The organism is Variovorax sp. 05L425, assembly GCF_056397705.1.
The window spans coordinates 293195-312824 of record NZ_JBFTNY010000003.1 but is presented as its reverse complement, the minus strand read 5'-3'; the positions used below and the strand labels follow the sequence as shown (position 1 = coordinate 312824).

The 19630-nt window shown below is 64.0% G+C and carries 15 protein-coding genes; 4 read left to right on the top strand and 11 right to left on the bottom strand.

Going from position 1 to position 19630, the window contains the following annotated elements; genetic code table 11:
* Positions 1 to 11 precede the first annotated feature (11 nt).
* The 5 genes from AC1DN9_RS05670 to AC1DN9_RS05650 form a co-directional block, all read right to left on the bottom strand.
* The gene (locus AC1DN9_RS05670; RefSeq protein ID WP_478098068.1) at positions 12 to 3092 is read right to left on the bottom strand and encodes an efflux RND transporter permease subunit; all 3081 of its coding nucleotides are present in this window, start codon (positions 3090 to 3092) and stop codon (positions 12 to 14) included.
* A complete protein-coding gene (locus tag AC1DN9_RS05665) occupies positions 3089 to 4201 on the bottom strand; it encodes an efflux RND transporter periplasmic adaptor subunit (protein ID WP_478098066.1) in 1113 nt (370 codons plus the stop codon). Before AC1DN9_RS05665 ends, AC1DN9_RS05670 begins: the two co-directional genes overlap by 4 nt.
* Before the next feature lie 211 nt (positions 4202 to 4412).
* Positions 4413 to 5768 (bottom strand): tetratricopeptide repeat protein, encoded by a 1356-nt coding sequence (locus AC1DN9_RS05660; protein WP_478098064.1) that lies wholly within the window; start codon positions 5766 to 5768, stop codon positions 4413 to 4415.
* A gap of 168 nt (positions 5769 to 5936) precedes the next feature.
* Complete coding sequence (locus tag AC1DN9_RS05655; protein ID WP_478098062.1) at positions 5937 to 6983, bottom strand: AI-2E family transporter; 1047 nt, start codon at positions 6981 to 6983, stop codon at positions 5937 to 5939.
* Positions 6984 to 7033: 50 nt separating this feature from the next.
* Positions 7034 to 7960 carry a LysR family transcriptional regulator gene (locus AC1DN9_RS05650; protein WP_478098060.1) on the bottom strand — a complete coding sequence of 309 codons (927 nt, stop codon included), beginning with the start codon at positions 7958 to 7960 and terminating at the stop codon, positions 7034 to 7036.
* Between the two features lie 127 nt (positions 7961 to 8087).
* Between AC1DN9_RS05650 and AC1DN9_RS05645 the strand changes: the two genes are divergently transcribed.
* Genes AC1DN9_RS05645 through AC1DN9_RS05635 form a run of 3 tightly spaced genes read left to right on the top strand, consistent with a single transcriptional unit; the run spans position 8088 to position 11249 of the window.
* Entirely contained in the window at positions 8088 to 9041 is a 954-nt protein-coding gene (locus tag AC1DN9_RS05645) for a hydroxymethylglutaryl-CoA lyase (protein WP_478098058.1), read from the top strand.
* A complete protein-coding gene (locus tag AC1DN9_RS05640; protein ID WP_478098056.1) occupies positions 9038 to 10192 on the top strand; it encodes a CaiB/BaiF CoA transferase family protein in 1155 nt (384 codons plus the stop codon). The genes AC1DN9_RS05645 and AC1DN9_RS05640 overlap by 4 nt, the downstream gene beginning before the upstream one ends.
* A gap of 52 nt (positions 10193 to 10244) precedes the next feature.
* On the top strand, positions 10245 to 11249 hold the full coding sequence (locus AC1DN9_RS05635; RefSeq protein ID WP_478098054.1) for a Bug family tripartite tricarboxylate transporter substrate binding protein: 1005 nt from the start codon (positions 10245 to 10247) through the stop codon (positions 11247 to 11249).
* A gap of 9 nt (positions 11250 to 11258) precedes the next feature.
* Here AC1DN9_RS05635 and AC1DN9_RS05630 read toward each other — a convergent pair whose 3' ends face one another.
* Both AC1DN9_RS05630 and AC1DN9_RS05625 read right to left on the bottom strand, forming a co-directional pair.
* The gene (locus AC1DN9_RS05630; protein ID WP_478098052.1) at positions 11259 to 11951 is read right to left on the bottom strand and encodes an aromatic-ring-hydroxylating dioxygenase subunit beta; all 693 of its coding nucleotides are present in this window, start codon (positions 11949 to 11951) and stop codon (positions 11259 to 11261) included.
* A 14-nt stretch (positions 11952 to 11965) separates the two neighbouring features.
* Complete coding sequence (locus AC1DN9_RS05625; RefSeq protein WP_478098050.1) at positions 11966 to 13279, bottom strand: aromatic ring-hydroxylating oxygenase subunit alpha; 1314 nt, start codon at positions 13277 to 13279, stop codon at positions 11966 to 11968.
* 179 nt (positions 13280 to 13458) lie between these two features.
* Between AC1DN9_RS05625 and AC1DN9_RS05620 the strand changes: the two genes are divergently transcribed.
* Positions 13459 to 14154, top strand: coding sequence for a Crp/Fnr family transcriptional regulator (locus AC1DN9_RS05620; RefSeq protein ID WP_478098048.1), 696 nt, complete (start codon positions 13459 to 13461; stop codon positions 14152 to 14154).
* Between the two features lie 4 nt (positions 14155 to 14158).
* Here AC1DN9_RS05620 and katG read toward each other — a convergent pair whose 3' ends face one another.
* From katG to AC1DN9_RS05600, 4 genes are all read right to left on the bottom strand, one after another.
* Positions 14159 to 16411 carry a catalase/peroxidase HPI gene (gene katG / locus AC1DN9_RS05615; protein WP_478098046.1) on the bottom strand — a complete coding sequence of 751 codons (2253 nt, stop codon included), beginning with the start codon at positions 16409 to 16411 and terminating at the stop codon, positions 14159 to 14161.
* Between the two features lie 224 nt (positions 16412 to 16635).
* A complete protein-coding gene (locus AC1DN9_RS05610; RefSeq protein WP_478098045.1) occupies positions 16636 to 17475 on the bottom strand; it encodes a hypothetical protein in 840 nt (279 codons plus the stop codon).
* Positions 17476 to 17614: 139 nt separating this feature from the next.
* A complete protein-coding gene (locus AC1DN9_RS05605; protein WP_478098043.1) occupies positions 17615 to 18142 on the bottom strand; it encodes a GIY-YIG nuclease family protein in 528 nt (175 codons plus the stop codon).
* Between the two features lie 256 nt (positions 18143 to 18398).
* Positions 18399 to 19355 (bottom strand): hypothetical protein, encoded by a 957-nt coding sequence (locus tag AC1DN9_RS05600; protein ID WP_478098041.1) that lies wholly within the window; start codon positions 19353 to 19355, stop codon positions 18399 to 18401.
* Positions 19356 to 19630: the final 275 nt, after the last annotated feature.

Below are 19630 nucleotides of genomic sequence, written 5' to 3'. Positions count from 1 at the left end.
ACCTCCGCCGATCAGGCCGTTTCGATGGCCGGTTCCGCCGGCTCGTCGGGCGGCGTCGGCTCTTCCTTGCCGAACACCGCCACGTACACCGTCGGCAGGAACACCAGCGTCAGCAGCGTGGCCACCAGCAGGCCACCCATGATCGCGAAGGCCATCGAGCCCCAGAACACGGTGGGCGCGATCGGTATCAACCCCAGCACGGTCGAGATCGACGTCAGCATCATCGGCCGCAATCGCGAGGTGCCCGAGGCCACGACGGCGTCGTAGACGCTCTGCCCCTCGGCGCGGTTGGTCTCGATCTGCACGATGAGAATCACCGCGTTCTTCGCGATCATGCCGATCAGCGCCAGGATGCCGAGGATCGCGACGAAGCCCAGCGGACGGTTGAACAGCAGCAGCGTGATGACCACGCCGATCAACCCCAACGGCATGATGCAGACCACCATTGCAAGGCGCCGGAAGCTCACCAGCAAGATCATCATGCTCACGAGCATGAGCACGATCATCAAGGGCACGACGGCGTAGACCGATGCGCTCGATGCGGCGCTTTCCTCGAACAGGCCGCCGGTCTCCACCTTGTACGACGTCGGCAGTTTGGCGTTGAACTCCTTGACCCGCGAGGCGATCGCCTCGACCACCGTGTCCGGCAGGACGCCGTGCACGACGTCGGCACGCACCGTCAGCGTCGGCACGCGATTGCGCCGCCAGATGAGCGGCAGTTCCTGCTCTTCGGTGAAGGTCGCGAACTGGCTCAATGGCACCATCCGGCCGGTGGGCGTCGGCACCTGCAGCGAGCTCAGCGTCTGGAAGGACACCCGCTGTTCGTCGGTCGCGCGGGCCACCACGTTGACGAGGTAGATGTCGTCGCGCACCTGCGTCACGGCCGATCCCGTGATGGCGGCATTCAGGATGGCCGACAGCGTCGCGGTGCTGACGCCCAGTTGCCGCGCCTCGTCCTGGTTGATGCGCACCTTGACCTGCCGGGCAGGCTCCATCCAGTCGAAATTGACGTGCCGCACACGCGCGTCGGAACCCAGGATGTCGGCCAGCTCGAGCGCATGCTTGCGCACCTCGTTCTGGTCGGGGCCGCTCACGCGGTATTGCAGGGGCCATCCCACGGGCGGGCCGAGCTCGAGCGGCGAAACGCGCGCGACAACATCCGGGAACTGCTCCGCAAGCGCCTTTTCGAGCTTGTTCTGCAGCCTGTCGCGCGCATCGAGGTCCTTGGCGACCACGACAAACTGCGCGAAGAAGGGATTGGCCAGCTGCACATTGAGCGTGAGGATGAAGCGGATCGCGCCACGCCCGACGTAGGTGCTGAAGTGGTCCACATCCGGGTCGTCCTTCAGCAGCGCCTCGAAGCGTTCGGCCTGCGCTTCGGTCGCATGGATCGACGCGTTCTGCCGCAGGGTCATGTCGATGGTCAGCTCAGGCCGATCGGAGGCCGGGAAGAACTGCTGCGGCACAAAGCGGAGCAGGAAGATCGTCGCGACAAAAGCCGCAATGGTGAACGCGATGGTGATCCACCTCGCGCGAATCGCGGCCTGCAGGAAGCGGCTGTAGAGCACCAGCACCTTGCCCGGCTTGGCCGGCGCGGCATCGGCCTTGGGCGCCTTCAGGATCGCCTTGCCCACCAGCGGAGAGAAGATCACCGCGCCGAACCACGACACGATGAGCGCGATGGCCACGACTGCGAAGATCGAGAAGGTGTATTCGCCCGCGGAACTCTGTGCAAAGCCGATCGGCACGAAGCTCGATATGGAAACCAGCGTGCCGATCAGCATCGGCGCGGCGAGCGTCCTGTACGCGAAGGTCGCGGCCTGGTCCTTGGTGTCGCCCGCGGCGAGCCGGTTGATCATCGCGTCGACGGTGGTCATGGCGTCGTCGACGAGCAGTGTCAGCGCGATGATCAACGCCCCCAGCGAGACCCGGTGCAGGTCGATGTGCAGGACATCCATGATCGCGAACACGATCGCCAGCGTCAGCGGGATCGACAACGCGACCACGGTGCCGGGCCGCACGCCGAGGCTGACGAAGCTGCACACCAGGATGATGATGATGGCCTGCCACAGCGACGCCATGAAGTCGTTGATCGCGACGTCGACCGTCACCGCCTGGTCCGCGACCAGCGTCGGCTGGATGCCGTGTGGCAAGTTCGCGGTGATGCCGTCCATCTCGTGCTTGAGGTTGCGGCCGAGCGCCAGGATGTCGCCGGCGTCGCGCATCGCGATGGCCAGGCCGATGGCAGGCTTGCCGTTGACGCGGAACATCGGCTGCGGCGGATCGACGAAGCCGCGCCGCACGGTGGCGATGTCGCCCAGCCGGATCATGCGGTTGCCGAGAACGAGGTTGACGGCCTCGATGTCGCGCTCGGAATCGAATGAGCCGCTCACGCGCATGAAGACGCGCTCCTGGTCGGTCTGGATGGTGCCGGCCGGCCGGATGACGTTCTGCGCCTGCAGCGCGCCGACGATCGTCGGATAGTCCAGCCGCAGGCCGGCAAGACGCTCGGTCGAGAACTCGATGTAGATCTGCTCGTCCTGCGCGCCGAGCACTTCGATCTTCGAGACGTCCGGCACCTGCAGCAGTCGCGAACGTGCCGACTCGACGTAGTCACGCAGTTCGCGGAAGGTGAAGCCGTCGGCGGTGAACGCGTAGATGATCCCGTAGGTGCTGCCGAAGTCGTCGTTGAAGAACGGCCCCACCACGCCCGACGGCAGCGTCTGCCGCATGTCGCCGATGTTCTTGCGCACCTGATACCAGATGTCGGGCACCGCGGCGGCCGGCGTCGACTGCAGCAAGTCGACGAAGATCGTCGTCTGGCCCGCGACCGTGTAGCTGCGGACGCGGTCGAGATGGTTGGTCTCCTGCAGCGTGCGTTCGAGGCGTTCGGTGACCTGCTTGAGGGTTTCATCGACCGTGGCGCCGGGCCACCCGGCGGCGACGACCATGGTGCGGAAGGTGAAGATCGGATCTTCAGCGCGCCCGAGGCGAAGGAATGCCAGCGTTCCAGCGGTCACCGCGATGATCATCAGGAACAGCACCAGCGAGCGCTTGGAGAGCGCCCATTCCGACAGGTTCGGGCCGATCACTGCGCAGCCTCGAGCATGCGGACCTGCTGGCCGGGGCGTAGCGCCTGCACGCCCGCGGTCACGACGATGTCGCCGGGCGACAGGCCGGACGTGACCTGGACGCGCGCCGCGTCAAAGGCACGGACCTCGATCGGGCGCGCCGATACGATTCCGGTCTTCGGGTCCACCACCCATACGGATGCGGCCTTGCCCGAGCGATTCAGGGCCGAGGCGGGGATATCGATCGCGGGCGCGGTTTCGAGCTTCATGCGCCCGGTGACCGTCGAACCCAGCCGCATCGCGGCGGGCGGGTTGACGAGCCGGACTCTCACACTGAATGTGCCCGTCACCGGATCGGCGCGCGGCGAGACTTCGCGCACCTGGCCTGCGGCCGTGATGCTCGGGTCGCTGGTGAGCGAGACCGTGATGGAAGGATTGGAAGGCGCGCTGTTCTTGACCGCTGCAGGCACGTCGAACACCGCGTCTCGTGCGCCCTCTCGCGCCACCTGGACGATCATGCGTCCGGCCTGCACCACTTCACCGGGCTCCGGACCGCGCGCCGTCACGACACCCGAGACACTGGCGTTCAGTCGCGTGTAGTTCACGCGGTTCTGCGCCAGCGTCACCTGCGATTGCGCCGTCTCGACCTGCGACTGCGTGACCTTGAACAGCGCATCGGCCTGGTCGAAAGAAGCGCGCGAGACCGCGTTCTCCTTCAGCAGATCGCGCAGCCGACCTTGATTGGTGCGCGCTTCGACGTTCTGTGCCTGCGCCGCCGCGAGCTGAGCGCGTGCAGACTGCAGAGCCGTCTCTTCATTGAGCGGGTCGAGGCGCGCCAGGAGCTGGCCCGGCTTCACGGTGTCGCCGACTTCGACGTTGCGCTCGATCAGTCTTCCATCGATACGAAACGACTGGTTGATTTCGGTCTGCGCCTGGACATTGCCGGTCAGGCTGACCGTGTCCCCGGCCACCCGTGTCTCGATCTTGATCACGCGCACCGGACGGATCTCCGCGACCGGCGCCTCCTCCCCGCGTTTGCAAGCTGACAGCAATACCAGCGCGGTGAGAGCGAGGAGCGTCGTCGTTCTGGGCAGGCGACCAAGGTCTTGAGAGGCAAGTTTCACAGGCACGAGTGACGTCCTATCGAAGAGGTTGACCACGGTCAGCAGCAGGCGGGACCTGCGACATGCGTGACTTAGCATCCGTGGCGCGCAAATCTTTGTCAAGTCGACGAAAGCGAGGCCTGACCTCTCACGCTGCCCGCATAGAGCGGAAATTCGTTCGATTGCACAACGAATTCAATGACGCCGGCATGACGCCGGCGACTTCAAGACACGCCTGCTAGAAGCTCTTGCGCACGTTGATCCAGTACTCGGTCGAGCTGTAGTTGAAGCCGATCGAGTTGCTCTGGTCGCGAATCCAGAGAACCTCCGGCCGGAGCGACCACGTCGGCGCGAAATCCCAGACCAGATAGGCACCGACTTCGTAGAGGTTGTCCCGGCGTCGCAGAAGGACGGTGTTGTCGAGCGTGTCCGGATGAAAGTGCTCGACGTTGTCCGCATTGAAGAGGTCACGTTCCCACCACAGGAACGTTCCCCAGGCCAGTTTGTTGCTGACGGTGAAGTCCAGCGCCACTGTGGCTCCGAAGACGTCGGAATCGCCGTCAGGCCGGCTCGTTGCATAGTTGTGGCCGGCATGTCCGGTGACGGACAGGCTTCCGTCTCCCTCCATGAACGAACGGACCCAGCCAGCGGAAACGAGCGCGGTGGTCCGGCTCAAGTCGCGCAACGTACCCTCGGGGTAGCGGCGCCGCCGGATGTCCGCTCCCACGCTGAACTGGTTGTCCGGGTCGTACCGCATGCGGTAGTCCGTGTAGATCGAAACATCGTTGCGGTAGTCGCCATTGCCGCGGTAGCTCGTCCGGCCCCTGAAGCCGGCCGCGAGGTTGTTCTCGCCGAAGGACTTGCTGCCGGCCAGGTTCCAGCGCAGGTCGGAGTCGTTCCTGCTGTTGGAGTTGTCGTAGTTCCGGTAGCGATAGTCCAGCGTGGCATCGATCGCATAGCCGTTCTCCAACGCGTAGTTCACACCGCCGCCCGCGCGTGCATTGAAGAAGGTGTCGCGCCGGTCGCCGCCGCCGAGCGCATTGGTGCCTACCGTGTTGTTCACGCGATATTGGCCGACGCCCGTCTCCGCATAGCCGAAGTGCGTCAGTGCCTTGTTCTCGTCGAGCGCCTGCCGCGCGGCCTGGTCGTAGATCTGGACTTGCGAGAGAACGTCTTGCGGCACGTTGTCGAAACGCAGCACCGTCTCGAACTCGATCTTCGCCTCCGCGTACCGCCCGAGCAGGGAGTAGGCACGGCCCAATCCGAGGTGCGCTGCCGGGAAGTCCGGTCGCGCCGCGAGGCTGCGTTCGAAGAGTGTCTTCGCCCTTTCCCCCTGCTGCATGCCGAGAGCAGCGCGGCCGAGCAGATAGTTGAAGTCGGCATCGCCTGCGCTGGCGCCCTCGAAAGGCGCGAGCAGATCGAAAGCCTCCTGGTACTTGCCGTCGCCAACCAGTTGCCGGGCACGCGCAACATCGGGATCAGCGGCGAACACGGCATTCGCGAACAGCACGGCCGTCGAGATGACGAGCGTCCTGAATGCGGGCCGCCACCGCGGATGAAGATTGCCACGGCCTTCAGCACGGATCTCGGTCATTTGGATGTCTCCTCGCATGCTCGAATCGCAGCCCGGCGCAGCGCCCTGGGCTCGAACCCTCTTCGCAAGGGCATTAAACACGCGGGCTGCCTCATGCGCAACGCGAACGATCGAGAGGCGCAAAGTCGTCGGATGGGCCATGATGCCGGGCCCCGACGGGTGGCGAATCTAGGGCTTGCCGTTGCGCGACAGCAGGACCGCAAGGGGCCGCGTGCCCGGAAACTCCGAGAAGATGATGGTCATCATCGCGGTGATCGGCACGGCGAGGAAGGCACCGGGAATGCCCCACAGCGCGACCCACACGGCAAGGCTCACCAGGATGGCGAAGGCGCTGAGGTTGAGCGAGCTTCCCATGACGATGGGATCCAGGAAGTTGCCGATGAGGAACTGGACGATGGTCAGCCAGAGCGCGATCGACACGACGTCGCCCGTGGCGCCGAACTGCGCCATCGCCATGGCGCTCGGCAGCAGGATGCTCAGCACCGAACCGACGTAAGGCACGAAGTTGAGCAGCGCGATCACGACCGCCCAGAACGGCGCGAACTCGAGTCCTTCGTATCGCATGATCACCCAGCTCAACGCGCCGAGCAGGACCCCGAGGAAGGTCTTGAGCGCGAGATAAGCGCCGACACGCGCATTGATGTCGGAGATGACTTGCTTGATGCGCAGCGCATGCTGCGGACTGCGCGCAATACCCGCAATCTTGGCGTCGAGATGGTTCCTCTCGACCAGCAGGAAGCAGGCGTAGAGCGCGACCACGCCCACGCTTGCGAACAGCGACGACACCGATGACAGCGCCGAGCCCACCACCCTTTGAAGGCTCACCTGCGCGAGAAAGTCCCGCCGCAGCGTGGTCCATGTCGGCTCCCCCTCGAAGCGCAGGAACACCGCCACTTTCTGAACCCCGGCGAGCAGCGACTCCTGGTAGCGCGGCGCCTGGGCGATCACGCTGTCCTTGTTGGCGAGGATCGTGTAGACCACCATGCACAGCCCGAGGGCGATGATCAGCACTGACAGGATCGAAATGACCGATTCCGGCAGTGCGGGCCCGAGCAGCGGAATCCTGCCGATGAGGCGCGAGAGGCCGAGGATCACGTACACGACGAAGACGCTGAACATGATCGGCACGAACACATCGCGCCCGACGTAGAACACCCAACCGATCATCAACGCAATGGCGGTGCCATACACGAACGTTTGAAACCGGTGGTTCATCTTGAATGCAGCTCCGTGAAATGGATCAGGAAACGACGGCGGGGCCGATCTTATTCGCGCACAGCCCGTCGAGACCGCGCCGATGCGAGGCCTTCGAGATGCGACAAGAGCAATTTCGCCGCCGGCGACAGTTGCTTCTCGTCGAGAAAGCAGATGGTGAAACTGCGCTGCGCCCATCGATCGGTCAAGGGCAGCACCTTCAGGCCGTAGGCGGCCGCTACCGGTTCCGCCACCTCGCGCGGCATGACGGCGATGCCCAATTCGGCGCGCACGCAGCGCAGGGACGCATCGAAGGTCGACACGACCGCCCGATAACTCAAGGGCCGGCCGATGATGGCCGCGGCGCGCGCCAGCATGGTGTGCACAGCCGTGTTGGCCGGAAGGCCGACATGGTCGAAGTCCACGGTGTCCTCGAACGCGCACCGCTTTCTCCGTGCAATCGGATGCGCGGGATGAGCGACGATCGCGAGATGATCGTTTCTGTACGGCCGCGTCTGCAGGCCTTCGAGGTCGGCAGCATCCCAGCACACGCCCAGGGGTGCGAGGCCTTCGCGTAGGCCACGCACGAGATCGCGGCTCAGGCATTCCTCGATGTCGACGCGAATGTCGCGGTGCGCGGAAAGCTGCAGGAAGGCCGCGATGTCATCGGGAAGAAACTCCGCGATAGACGACACGGTCGCCAGCACCCGGACCTGCCCCTTGATGCCTTTGCCGTAGGCGGCCATGTCGCGCGACACGCGGTCCTGCCCGGCGAGCATCGCGCGCGCATGTTCGAGCAGGATCTCGCCCGCGCCGGTCGGCACGACGCCCCGACGCTTGCGCTCGACCAAGACATTGCCGACGACGCTTTCGAGCTGCGCGATCCGCTTGCTGACGGCCGAGGCCACGATGTGGTGCTGCTCCGCCGCACGCGCAAAGTTCCGGGTTTCGCACACGGCCACGAAGAGCCGCAAGGTGGTCAGGTCTAGATCATGCATACGAGTCATGAGATTCCGATGCGGAACGTCCGGCGTTCCAGAATACCGCTTTCATCATCACTCTGGAATCCCTAAAGTCCTCCCATCGGCGCTGCCCGACCGCACGCGCCCCGAGATGGAGACACACATGACACCCCGACATCCGCGCCTGCCTGCGAGCGCCGTGATCCGCGAAGTGGGACTGCGCGACGGCTTGCAAAGCATCGCGACGATCCTGCCGACAGAGCACAAGCGCGAGTGGATTCGCGCTGCGCATGCGGCAGGCCAGCGCGAGATCGAAGTCGGCTCCTTCGTGCCCGCACGACTCTTGCCGCAGCTTGCCGATACCGCGGAGCTCGTCGCTTTCGCGAAGACACTGCCCGGTCTTTTCGTCTCGGTGCTGGTGCCGAATCTGCGCGGCGGCGAGAACGCCATCGCAGCGGAGGCCGATCTGATGATCGTCCCCATGTCGGCCAGCCATGCGCACAGCCTCGCCAATCTGCGCAAGACGCCGGATGACGTGGTCGCCGAAGTGGCGCGCATTCGTGCGGCTCGCGACTCGACGGGGTCAAGCACCTTGATCGAAGGCGGCGTGGGCACGGCCTTCGGCTGCACGATCCAGGGGCAAGTCGAGAAGAGCGAGGTGTTGCGCCTCTTGCAAGCGTTGCTTGACGCCGGCGCCGATCGTGTCAGCCTTGCCGACACCGTCGGTTACGCAGACCCCGCGATGGTCCGCGACCTGTTCGAGGAAGCCTTGAAGATCGCCGGCGAACGTTTCTGGTGCGGCCACTTCCACGATACGCGCGGCCTGGGGTTGGCCAACGTCTACGCGGCACTCGAAGTCGGCGTGAACCGCTTCGACGCCTGCCTCGCCGGCATTGGCGGTTGCCCCCACGCACCCGGCGCGAGCGGCAATGTATCCACGGAAGACCTGGCCTACATGCTCGGCAGCATGGGCATCGCAACGGGTGTCGACATTGCTCGATTGCTCGCGCTGCGCCGGCGGGTGGCCGGTTGGCTCGCCAGCGAGAAGCTGCATGGCGCGCTGTGGCAAGCCGGGTTGCCGAAGACATTCCGAAGCACTCAAGGCACATTCCAATGACCGACTTCACCTCGCTCCCTCTCGCCGGCATTCGTGTCGTCGAATTCACCCACATGGTCATGGGCCCGACCTGCGGAATGATCCTGGCCGACCTTGGCGCCGAGGTGATCAAGATCGAACCGCCCGGCGGCGACAAGACGCGCAAGCTGCCCGGCCTCGGCATCGGCTTCTTTCGATCGTTCAATCGCAACAAGAAGAGCGTGGTGCTTGACATCACGACCGAAGAAGGCCGCGCGACAGCGACCGAACTGGTCGGTGAATGCGACGTCGTGCTGGAGAACTTCAGGCCGGGTCTGATGGAGAAACTCGGCCTCGACTATCCATCCCTGTCGAAGAAGTTTCCGCGGCTGATCTACGTCACGCACAAGGGCTTCCTGCCGGGGCCCTACGAGCATCGTCTCGCGCTGGACGAGGTGGTGCAGATGATGGGCGGGCTGTCGTACATGACCGGGCCGGTCGGCCGGCCGCTGCGGGCAGGCACGTCCGTCAACGACATCATGGGCGGCATGTTCGGCGCGATCGGCGTGCTGGCCGCGTTGCGCGAGCGCGATGCGACCGGCAAGGGCCAGGAAGTGCAGAGCGCATTGTTCGAGAACTGCGTGTTCCTGAGCGCACAGCACATGCAGCAATACCTGATGACGGGCGAAGCCCCGCCACCCATGCCCTCGCGCGTTTCGGCCTGGAGCGTCTACGACGTCTTCACGTTGGCGGAAGGCGAGCAGCTCTTCATCGGCGCGGTCAGCGACAAGCAGTTCGTGACGCTGTGCAACGTGCTCGAACGGCCCGATCTTCTCGATCACCCGGAATTCGGAACCAACGCTTCGCGCGTCGCCGTTCGGCCGGAGCTCCTGCTGAAGCTCGGCGAGATTCTTGCCGGCCACCGGGTCGAGGATCTGGCCCCCAAGCTCGAAGCAGCCGGCATTCCCTACGCGCCGATCATGCGGCCTGAGCAACTGGTCGATGACCCGCACCTCAAGGCCAGCGGCGGACTCGCACCCATGACGACGGATGAGGGCGACGTGACGGACGTGGTTCTCCTGCCGCTGATGATGGGCGGACGCAGGCCCGGTGTCCGATCGGCACTACCGAAGGTCGGCGAGCACAACGAGGAAATTCTTTCCAGGCTTGCATCACGAAGCCAACCAGCCTGAATACGGCGATGGTCGAGATCGGCCGCACATACCTGCAAGGAGACAAGACGACATGAAAGACGACAAGAGTAGTTTCGGCGCTTCCAGCGCGGTCATTTCGCGCCGCACGCTGCTGGGCTTGGGCGCCTCGGCGCTGGCCGCCACCGCGCTTCCCGCGCTGGCGGAATCCGACAAGCCTGTGCGCATCATTCTTCCGATCAGCGCGGGGTCCGGCGTGGACGTGATCGCGCGTGCCGCGGCCCCCGCACTCGGCAAGTCCTTCGGCCAGCCGGTGGTGATCGAGAACCTGCCGGGCGCCGGCGGCATCACGGGCGCATCGGTCGTCGCGAAGGCGCTGCCCGACGGGTCGACCCTGGGCCTGTTCTCCAATAATCACGTGATCAACCCGGCGGTCTACAAGAAGATGCCCTTCGACGCGATCAACGATTTCACACCGATCAGCGTGATCGGCGCGACACCGCTCGTGCTGGTGGCCACCAAGACCCTGCCGGCGAAGAACGTGAAGGAACTCATCGCGCTGCTCAAGGCCAAGCCGGAGGAATACAACTTCGCATCGTCCGGCAACGGCACCGTGATCCATCTCGCAGGTGAACTCTTCCTCGATCAGGCGGGCGCGAAGGCGCGCCATATCCCGTACAAGGGCACCGGCCCGATGGTGACGGACCTGATCGCCGGCCAAGTGCAGTTCGGCGTGGTCGCGCTCCCGGCAGCGCAGCAGCACATCAAGAGCGGCGCCGTGCAGGCGATCGGGCTGTGCGGCGCCAAGCGCTCGCCCGCGGCGCCGGACATTCCGACCATCGCGGAGCAAGGCCTGCCCGACTACGATATCGAAGGATGGTTTGCCGTGGTGGGCCCGGCCAAGATGGCGCCCGCCGACGTGAAGCACATCCACGAAGCCTTCGTCAAAGCCTTCACGAGCCCCGAAGTGATGGACACGATGAACAAGCAAGGCAACGTGATCAAGCCCACATCGCCCGAAGACGCCGCCAGGCTCTTTCGCAGCGAAGCAAGCCGCTATGCGGTGCTCGCGAAGAAGGCGAACGTGACGCTGGATTGAGCCACGCGCCTAGACCCAGATCTGCAGTACGTAGTCGAACGGCGCCTGGCCGTTGAACAGGTCGACGCGTTGCAACGCGATGCGCAGCGCGCCGGCCGCATCTCGCACCAGCGTGTGCCGATAGGTACCGCCGAAATGGCGCATCGTGTCGCGCCGCAGCTCCATCATGTGAAAGCGCGAGCGCACCTGGATCGTCGTGCCGTCGACGGATTCGATCGCGACATTGCCGACGACGTGGTGGGTCTCCCACATCGGCGCCTGCGACCACGCATTGGGGTGCGAGACGCGGCCCTTGCGGATTTCCATCATCAGCTTGTCTTCGGCAAAGATCGACGGCGAGCCCTCCCATTCGGTCTGTTCCGGCGTCACCGGCATCCAGTAGACGCCGCGCTCGTCGAACAGGTCCATCCACGCTTGCCAGTGCTTGCCGTCGAGCAGTTCGGACTGGAGGTAGAGAAGTTGCTCGACCTCGCGCTGCAACTCGACGCTCGCGCCTGTGGCGATGATCAGGCCGGCGCGAGGCAGGGCCGCTGCGGTGTCCACGGGCGCGCGCGGCGAATGGTCCGGTGCGATCACCTGTGCGCCGGTGCGCGCCTCGCCCGGGGTCGCCTCGATCACGACCTCCTGCGCGAGAAGATGCTCGAAGTCGGGGCCGGCGTTCGGGATCGCCGCGGTCTTGCTTGATGGGTCCTGGGTACTCATCGCGTGCTCCTGACCTATGCAGCCTGCATGTAGGCCGACCAGGCGCGAAACTGGCTGCGCATGACAGCCTCGGAGGTGCCGTGATTGGAGTAGGTGACGCCACCCTCCTCCCGGTCATCGCCGAAGTAGCGATGGAAGCTGACCCAGTCGCCGCCGTTGGACTGCAGTCCCCATTGGCCTTTGGTCCAGTTCTCGAGATCGTCGGCATTGATCATCGTGGCCGGCGAGTTCACGAGGTTGTAGTACCAGAGGCTGCGACGGTAGATCGCCTCCGGCGCACCCTTCAGGCGGAAGTGCCAGATCTCCGACAGCGTCTTGTCCGCCGAGATCGGCCGCAGGCATCGCAACTGCTGCAGCGGCGATTGCACCGACAGGTACGGATAGACGAGCACATGATGGATGCTGCGCGAGAGGTACTCCTCAGTGCGCTGCTCGCCGTAGGCTTGCTTGAGCAGCGCCTCGTATTCGAGCGTATCGGGGTCCTGGGGGCGCAGGCCCATGTAGGCCTTCAGGATGCCGTGGCCATGCGGGAAGTTGATCGTCTGCACTGAATTCCACTGATCGAAGCTCGACGCGAAGGTCGACAGGTAGTGGTAGTACAGCGGCGGGGAAACTCCCTCGGCCTTCAGGCGCTTCTCGACCCTTCCCGCGGCGATGCCGGTCGACTGGTGCGTGACCGAGGGGTGCAGCGCATCGAGTTGGTTCTCCATGAAGAACTTCCAGTTCGAGTGCTGGATCACGCGATGGCAGATCGGGACAACCTCGACCTCGCCCACGGGCGAGCGGTCGCACATGTCGTCGAAGGCGATGCGCGCCTCACCGAGGAAGTCGAGCAAGGAGGGCCCGTCCGCGGCCAGGCTGGCAAAGACGAAGCCGCGGTAGCTGTCGACGCGGGGCGCGCGCTTCACGCTGCAATCAGGGTTTTCGCGTGTCATGCGCGTGCCCTCGTAGCCCTGCGCGAGCGGAATCGCGCGCACCTTGCCGTCGAGATGGAAGCTCCATGCATGGTAGGAGCAGACAATGCTGCTGCCGGTGTTGCCCTTGAGGTTGCCCACCAACTGCACGCCGCGGTGCGGGCATCGGTTGTAGAGCACCTGCACGGAGCCGTCGGTCTGGCGGACCATGATCATCGGCTGGCGGCCGATCGTGACGGCGTAGTAGTCGCCCGGATTCGGCACCTGCGACACATGGCCGCAGTAGACCCAGGTGCGTTCCCAGATCTTTTCCATTTCGGCATCGAAGATCTGCGGGTCGGTGTAGACGGTCTTGTGGACCCGGTCGGGTTCGACCAGCGAATTCAGCTTCATCATCGGCTTCCCTTCATTCATCGGGCGAATGGGCGTCGCCCTGCGCCTGGCGCGCAGTTTGCTCCCCGCTGCGGCCGGCGAGGTCTCAGATTTACCCGCACCACCCCTTCGGCGGGCTCTCGGGGTAACTCAGTGGCCGCTAACCTCGCGTGCTCGGCCATCATCGCTGTGAAGTGGCGCAGACCCGAAAAGGAGCCCCCATGGCATCGCTTGCACTGTTCGACACCGCGGTCGCCGCGCTGACATCGGCGCTGTCGACACCGACGGGCATCGTCGCGCTTTGCTCGGCGGCCATCGCCGGGGCCCTGGTGATCGTCAGCTCCTTCGTCAAGACGATGATCCCGTTGCGTTGCCTCGCGGTGGGCGGCAACCTGGGCTTCCTGATCTACGGCGCGCTGCATCCGTCGCTGATCATGGTGTTGCTGCATGGCACGCTGCTTCCGATCAACATCTATCGGACGGCCGAAATGATCCGGCTCACACGCCGCGTACGCGCGGCGTCGGCATCGAGCGACCTGTCGGGTGTCTGGCTAAGACCCTACATGCGACGACAGAGCCTGAAGGCGGGCGACGTGCTGTTTCACAAGGGCGACGAAGCAACGCACCTGTACTTTCTGGCGCAAGGCCGCATCGACTTTGTCGAGATCGGCGAGACGATGGAAGCCGGCCGCCTGTTCGGCGAGATCGCGTTCTTCGCGCCGAACAAGCGGCGCACCCTGACCGCGCGCTGCGCCACGAACTGCATCGTGCTGCGGATCGACGAGACGACATTCAGGCAGCTCTACTACCAGAATCCGGCCTTCGGCTTCGAGGTCGTGACGATGGTTGCCGGCCGCCTGTTGGCCGATCGGCAGCGGCTGGAGGAACGGCTGGCGGCCGCTCCTCCAGCCGCGTGACGGTTCAGGCGAGATCGAACCGGTCGAGGTTCATCACCTTCGTCCACACGGCCACGAAGTCATCGACGAACTTCTTCTTCGCTCCCGAGGTCCCGTAGACCTCCGCGATGGCGCGCAGTTGCGCATTCGAGCCGAAGACCAGATCGACGCGCTTGGCGGTCCACTTCAGATCGCCCGACTTGCGGTCGCGGCCTTCGAACTCCTCACTGGCATCCGATACAGCCTTCCACTCGGTACGCATGTCGAGCAGGTTGACGAAGAAGTCGTTGCTCAGCGTGCCGGGCTTCTGCGTGAAGACGCCGTGCTTGGCCTGGCCCGCATTGGCGCCCAGCACCCGCAAGCCGCCGAGGAGCACCGTCATCTCCGGCGCGGTGAGCGTCAGCAACTGCGCCTTGTCGACCAGCAGCGCTTCAGCGGGCACGGCGAAACGACCCTTCAGGTAGTTGCGGAACGCATCCGCCACGGGCTCAAGCTGCGCAAACGACTCCACCTCGGTCTGCTCTTGCGAAGCGTCCGTGCGCCCTGGCGAGAAGGGCACGGTGACGTCCTCGCCGGCATCCTTCGCGGCCTTTTCCACACCGGCATTTCCGGCCAGCACGATCAGGTCGGCGAGCGAGATCTTCTTGCCGCCGCTCTGGGCGCCATTGAACTTCTCGCGGATACCCTCCAGCACCTGCAGCACCTTTGCCAATTGCGCAGGTTCATTGGCGGCCCAGTCCTTCTGGGGCGTCAGGCGGATCCGCGCGCCGTTCGCGCCGCCGCGCTTGTCGGAGCCTCGGAACGTGGAGGCCGAGGCCCAGGCCGTCGATACCAGTTGCCCGACGGTCAGACCGGACGCCAGCACGTCCTTCTTGAGGGCCGCAACGTCCTTCGCTTCAACCAGCGGGTGGTCGACCTTGGGGACCGGATCCTGCCAGATCAATTCTTCCTTCGGAACTTCAGGACCCAGGTAGCGGGCCAGCGGACCCATGTCACGGTGGGTGAGCTTGAACCAGGCCCGCGCGAAAGCGTCGGCGAACTGGTCAGGGTGCTCCATGAAGCGACGCGAGATCTTCTCGTAGGCGGGGTCGAAACGCAGCGACAGGTCGGTGGTCAGCATGGTCGGCACCAGCTTCTTCGACGGGTCGTGCGCATGAGGAATGGTCGCGCCGGCGCCCTTGGCGACCCACTGCTGCGCGCCGGCGGGGCTCTTGCTCAGTTCCCACTCGTAGCCGAACAGGTTCCAGAAGAAGTTGGTGCCCCACTTGGTAGGCGTGGTGGTCCAGGTCACTTCCAGGCCGCTGGTGATCGTGTCGCCACCCTTGCCGGTGCCGAAGCTGTTCTTCCAGCCCAGGCCCTGTTCCTCCAGGCCGGCCGCCTCGGGCTCGTGCGCGACATTGGTTGCGGGAGCAGCGCCGTGCGTCTTGCCGAACGTATGGCCGCCGGCGATCAATGCCACGGTTTCCTCGTCGTTCATGGCCATGCGGCCGAAGGTGTCTCGGATGTCCTTCGCCGCGGCGAGCGGATCGGGATTGCCGTCGGGGCCTTCGGGGTTGACGTAGATCAGGCCCATCTGGACCGCGGCCAGCGGGTTCTCGAGATCGCGCGAGTGCGGCACCATGCTGTCGTCGTCTTTCACGAGCACGGCATGATCCTCTTCGACCCCGGGCGAGCCCTTCGAGTAACGGATGTCGCCGCCCAGCCATGTCGTCTCGCGGCCCCAATACACATCATGGTCCGGCTCCCAGACATCCGCGCGACCACCCCCGAAGCCGAAGGTCTTGAAGCCCATGGTCTCCAAAGCCACGTTGCCCGTGAGGATCATCAGGTCGGCCCACGAGATGTTCTGGCCGTACTTCTGCTTGATCGGCCAGAGGAGCCGGCGAGCCTTGTCCAGGCTGACGTTGTCCGGCCAACTGTTGAGCGGCGCGAAGCGCTGCTGCCCGCGGCCGGCGCCCCCGCGGCCGTCACCGATGCGATAGGTGCCGGCGGCGTGCCAAGCCATCCGAATGAACAGCGGACCGTAGTGCCCGAAATCGGCCGGCCACCAGTCCTGGGAGTCGGTCATCAGCGCGGCCAGGTCCTTCTTCACCGCCGCGTAATCCAGGCTCTTGAACGCCTTCGCGTAGTCGAAGTCATTGCCCAAGGGGTCGGACTTCGATGAATGCTGATGAAGCAGGTCCAGGCGCAGTTGGGTGGGCCACCAATCGCGGGTGGTCGTGCCTCCGCCGGCAACTGCGTGGAATGGGCACTTCGCCTCTGTCTTTTCGCTACTCATATAGGGCTCCTATGTTCGTATCGCGGGTGGGAAAGCGGAAAGGAGATTCTGTGGCAGAACCTGCGCCGGCGCGAGCCCAAAAGGCTATCGCCGCGATAGCTCGTCATCCTCCCTGGACGTCAGGAGACTTGGGCAGCGGAAGATTTGCGCGAGCTGACGAATGTGCTTCTAACGCAGGCGCTCACTGATGGCAACCGCATCAATGTTGGTTGGATCGGATGGGCTCAATCCGGGGCCAGATCGAGGATGTGGTTGGGCGCCGCCACCACGCACGCAGGCGTGACGACTGCGACCGTAACGGCAGAGCCGTCTGCGCGCTTCAATGTTCGCGTTCCGGTCTGCTGACCGACAACACCAATTTCGCCCCGCTCCGTCAACTCATCTTCGCGAAAAAGTCTGGCGTTCTTGTCGATCGCCACCACCGCCTGGTGGTCGCGCAGGCGAACGAGGAGAATCTCGCCCTGGATCTGCTGGACCATTGCATCGAAGTAGCCAACGCCCTGAGGCGCGCGATAGGCAATTCGACTGATTTCATTTGCCTGAAGCTGGTACCGGTCCAGCCCCCGACCGACCATCCACTGCGCACAATTCTTGGGGGTGATGGTTCCTGCCTTCAGTCCGGCAAGCAGTGCTTGACGACGGGTCTCGTAGTCGTCCGCCTCCTTGCGCGCCTGCGCGCCTTTCGCCCGTTCTGACTCCGCTCGCCGACGCTCCTGCGCCGAAGCTGCTTGTTCCTTGTTCCTCTCGTCCTCGTCAAGGGTGGCTGTGCACTTTGCTACCAGCTCGCTCCAGCCACTCCCTTGCACTTTTGCCGGTCGAAACGGGTTCGCGGCCAGTCCGCACCATGAGTCTGAGCCCATGGTGGTGCCGGAATTGCGTTTGCGCTCTCTTGCCTCCTTCACCACCGCTTCCAAGTTTGGCGCCGAATCCACGCCACCTGCTGCACCAGGGTCTGCTGCCCGTTGTGCTCCGCCGGCCCCAGGTTGCTGCAGTCCTTGGAGCGCCCCGAAGAACTGATTGAGCCCCTTCTGAACATTGTCTGACTGCGCTACGGCGGCTTGCACGCACAGCGCGATGGCAGCACCTATACACGCGCGGCGCCAAGTAACTCTGGGTCGTTGCACGGCTCTGTCCTCGTAGTTAGGCCTTGAGTTTACAACTGGTAACTCATTACCTCAGCCACGCGCTTTGCGGATAGGTGCATCATTCGGGCCGACCGGATGCCAAGCGGGAAGCGGACTGGATCTCGTTGTGGATCTTCAAGACGGCCTCGACATACGGAAGGCACTGGTCCGAGAAGAATTCCCGTGATCGATTGATGCGAAATGGATCCAGAAGGTGATGGAGCGCCTTCTCAAGTTCTGCATAGTTGGGTGTCTCAAGCTGGAGTACCACTCGAAATGGCATTGCCGCGCTTGTCGTGAACAACTGCTTGATGCGCTGCTCCACGGTCCCGGCTGTGATGCCGATCTTCAAGATCTCTGCACCTTCTCTCGTGTAGGTATGGGTCGCCAGAACGTAAAGCGTGCCGACTCCAAGCTCCAGCTTGGCGATGGTCTCCGCACTCATCTGCGGCACCTCGGGTTCCTCGCTCATTGGAGCAATTGCCTGTTGCGTTGACGGCAGCGCTTCGTCGGATACGTCTGTTAGAAACAGTCGCATCGGCCGGACTGTTTTGTCGGCCTCGACACCCTCGATCTTGGGGTAAGTGAAGTAGATGTCCGCCTTCAAGGCGTGATCCAAGCTTGTGACAGCCCCCCGTGCAGCGTATCGAAGGAGTTCTTGCCGCCGCAATGTGCTGTGTCCAACAACCAAAAACGCAGACTCAGGCACCACCAAGCGCCCCTGTTGGGCCGTCCCAACACCTCACCAATGGCGGATAGTCTCACCTCGTCTCATACCAAGTCACGCGCGTGACTTCCTCTGTACGCATCTCGGAAACCTCGTGAAACTCGTCGGATCGAATTCGATTTTCACTGATGGGGAATTAGATGGGTAAGGCAAAGGTGCTCGGGCCGTTCATCGACGTTTCAATCTCGACCAGCGTACCGAAGGAGCCGTTCAATTCCTTCTTGAATCCTTCGAAGATCTGGCGCTCCCTTCGAAGCGCACTGGTCAAATACATCAAGATATCTCCTCCTCCTATATCGTTGTATTTTTCCGGCGGCAGCGATCCCTTGACGACGGCGCTCACCAGCTTCACGCCGAGGCCGACTACGGGAAGCTGGTCGGCCACGATGACGCCGAACTCTCCGCCATACTCCAGAACCAAGTCAACAAGACGCTTACCGATCTGGTCGTTCAACGCCTCGCCGAGTTCGTCTTGCAGCTCATCGGCGACCGCATCCTGAACCGCCTGTACGAGCTCGTCGTTCAGCTCATCAACGACCGCATCCCGAATTCGCTTCAGGCTACTGTCGAGATTCTCTCGCCGGAACGCTTTCAGCGTCGCTGCCCGCAACACGATTACGCCCGTGGCCCCGTCGAGCATGTCGACCGTCTTTGCACCGGCCGCTTGGAGTGCGTCATCTGCTTTGCACTTCGCCTCCGCCGCGCGCTGCTGCCGCGCCAACAGGTCCGCTTGCTGCTGAACCACCCACTGCAGAGGATCGGCACCGACGCTCGGCCCGGCCCCGCCCGGTTCCAAAAATTGCGAAAGCACCAAGAGGTGAGCCGCACTTCCCACCTGATCGAATTTCGCAAACAGCGAGTTCAGCCGCTCCGCGAAACTCACACGGAGTTCGGAGAACGCGCCAATCTCGCTTGTCGCTTCGCGCGTCAGGTCCTGCAGAATCTCCGATTGCATCGCCTTGCGTTGCGCCAGCCGATCGAGAAAGCCTTTGATGATCGCTCGCTCCATTGGGGCGAATAGCTTTTCGTACCGCTCCTCAGCCGCGAGGTATCGCGCCTTTGCGGCATTCATGGCCTTGTCATCGAGCGGCATCGCATGATCTCCATCTGGAAAATCGGCAAGGAGCCGATCCTATTCGAGGAAGCACCCACGATGTCTGCGTTTTTGCACCTGCGCACCCAGGTACAGCATCCTCCGGACTGCGCCAGAAGAGGCCTCGTGAAGCCGACGATCATGTTATGTCGGACGGGTCCGCCGCCACGATTCGGTCATCGGCAAGGAAGTTCGGCGGGCAGGCCGTATCTCCCCATCCTTTTCCCCACCCGGGCGGTCACCTACTCTCGCATAGGCTTCCTGGACGACGGCGG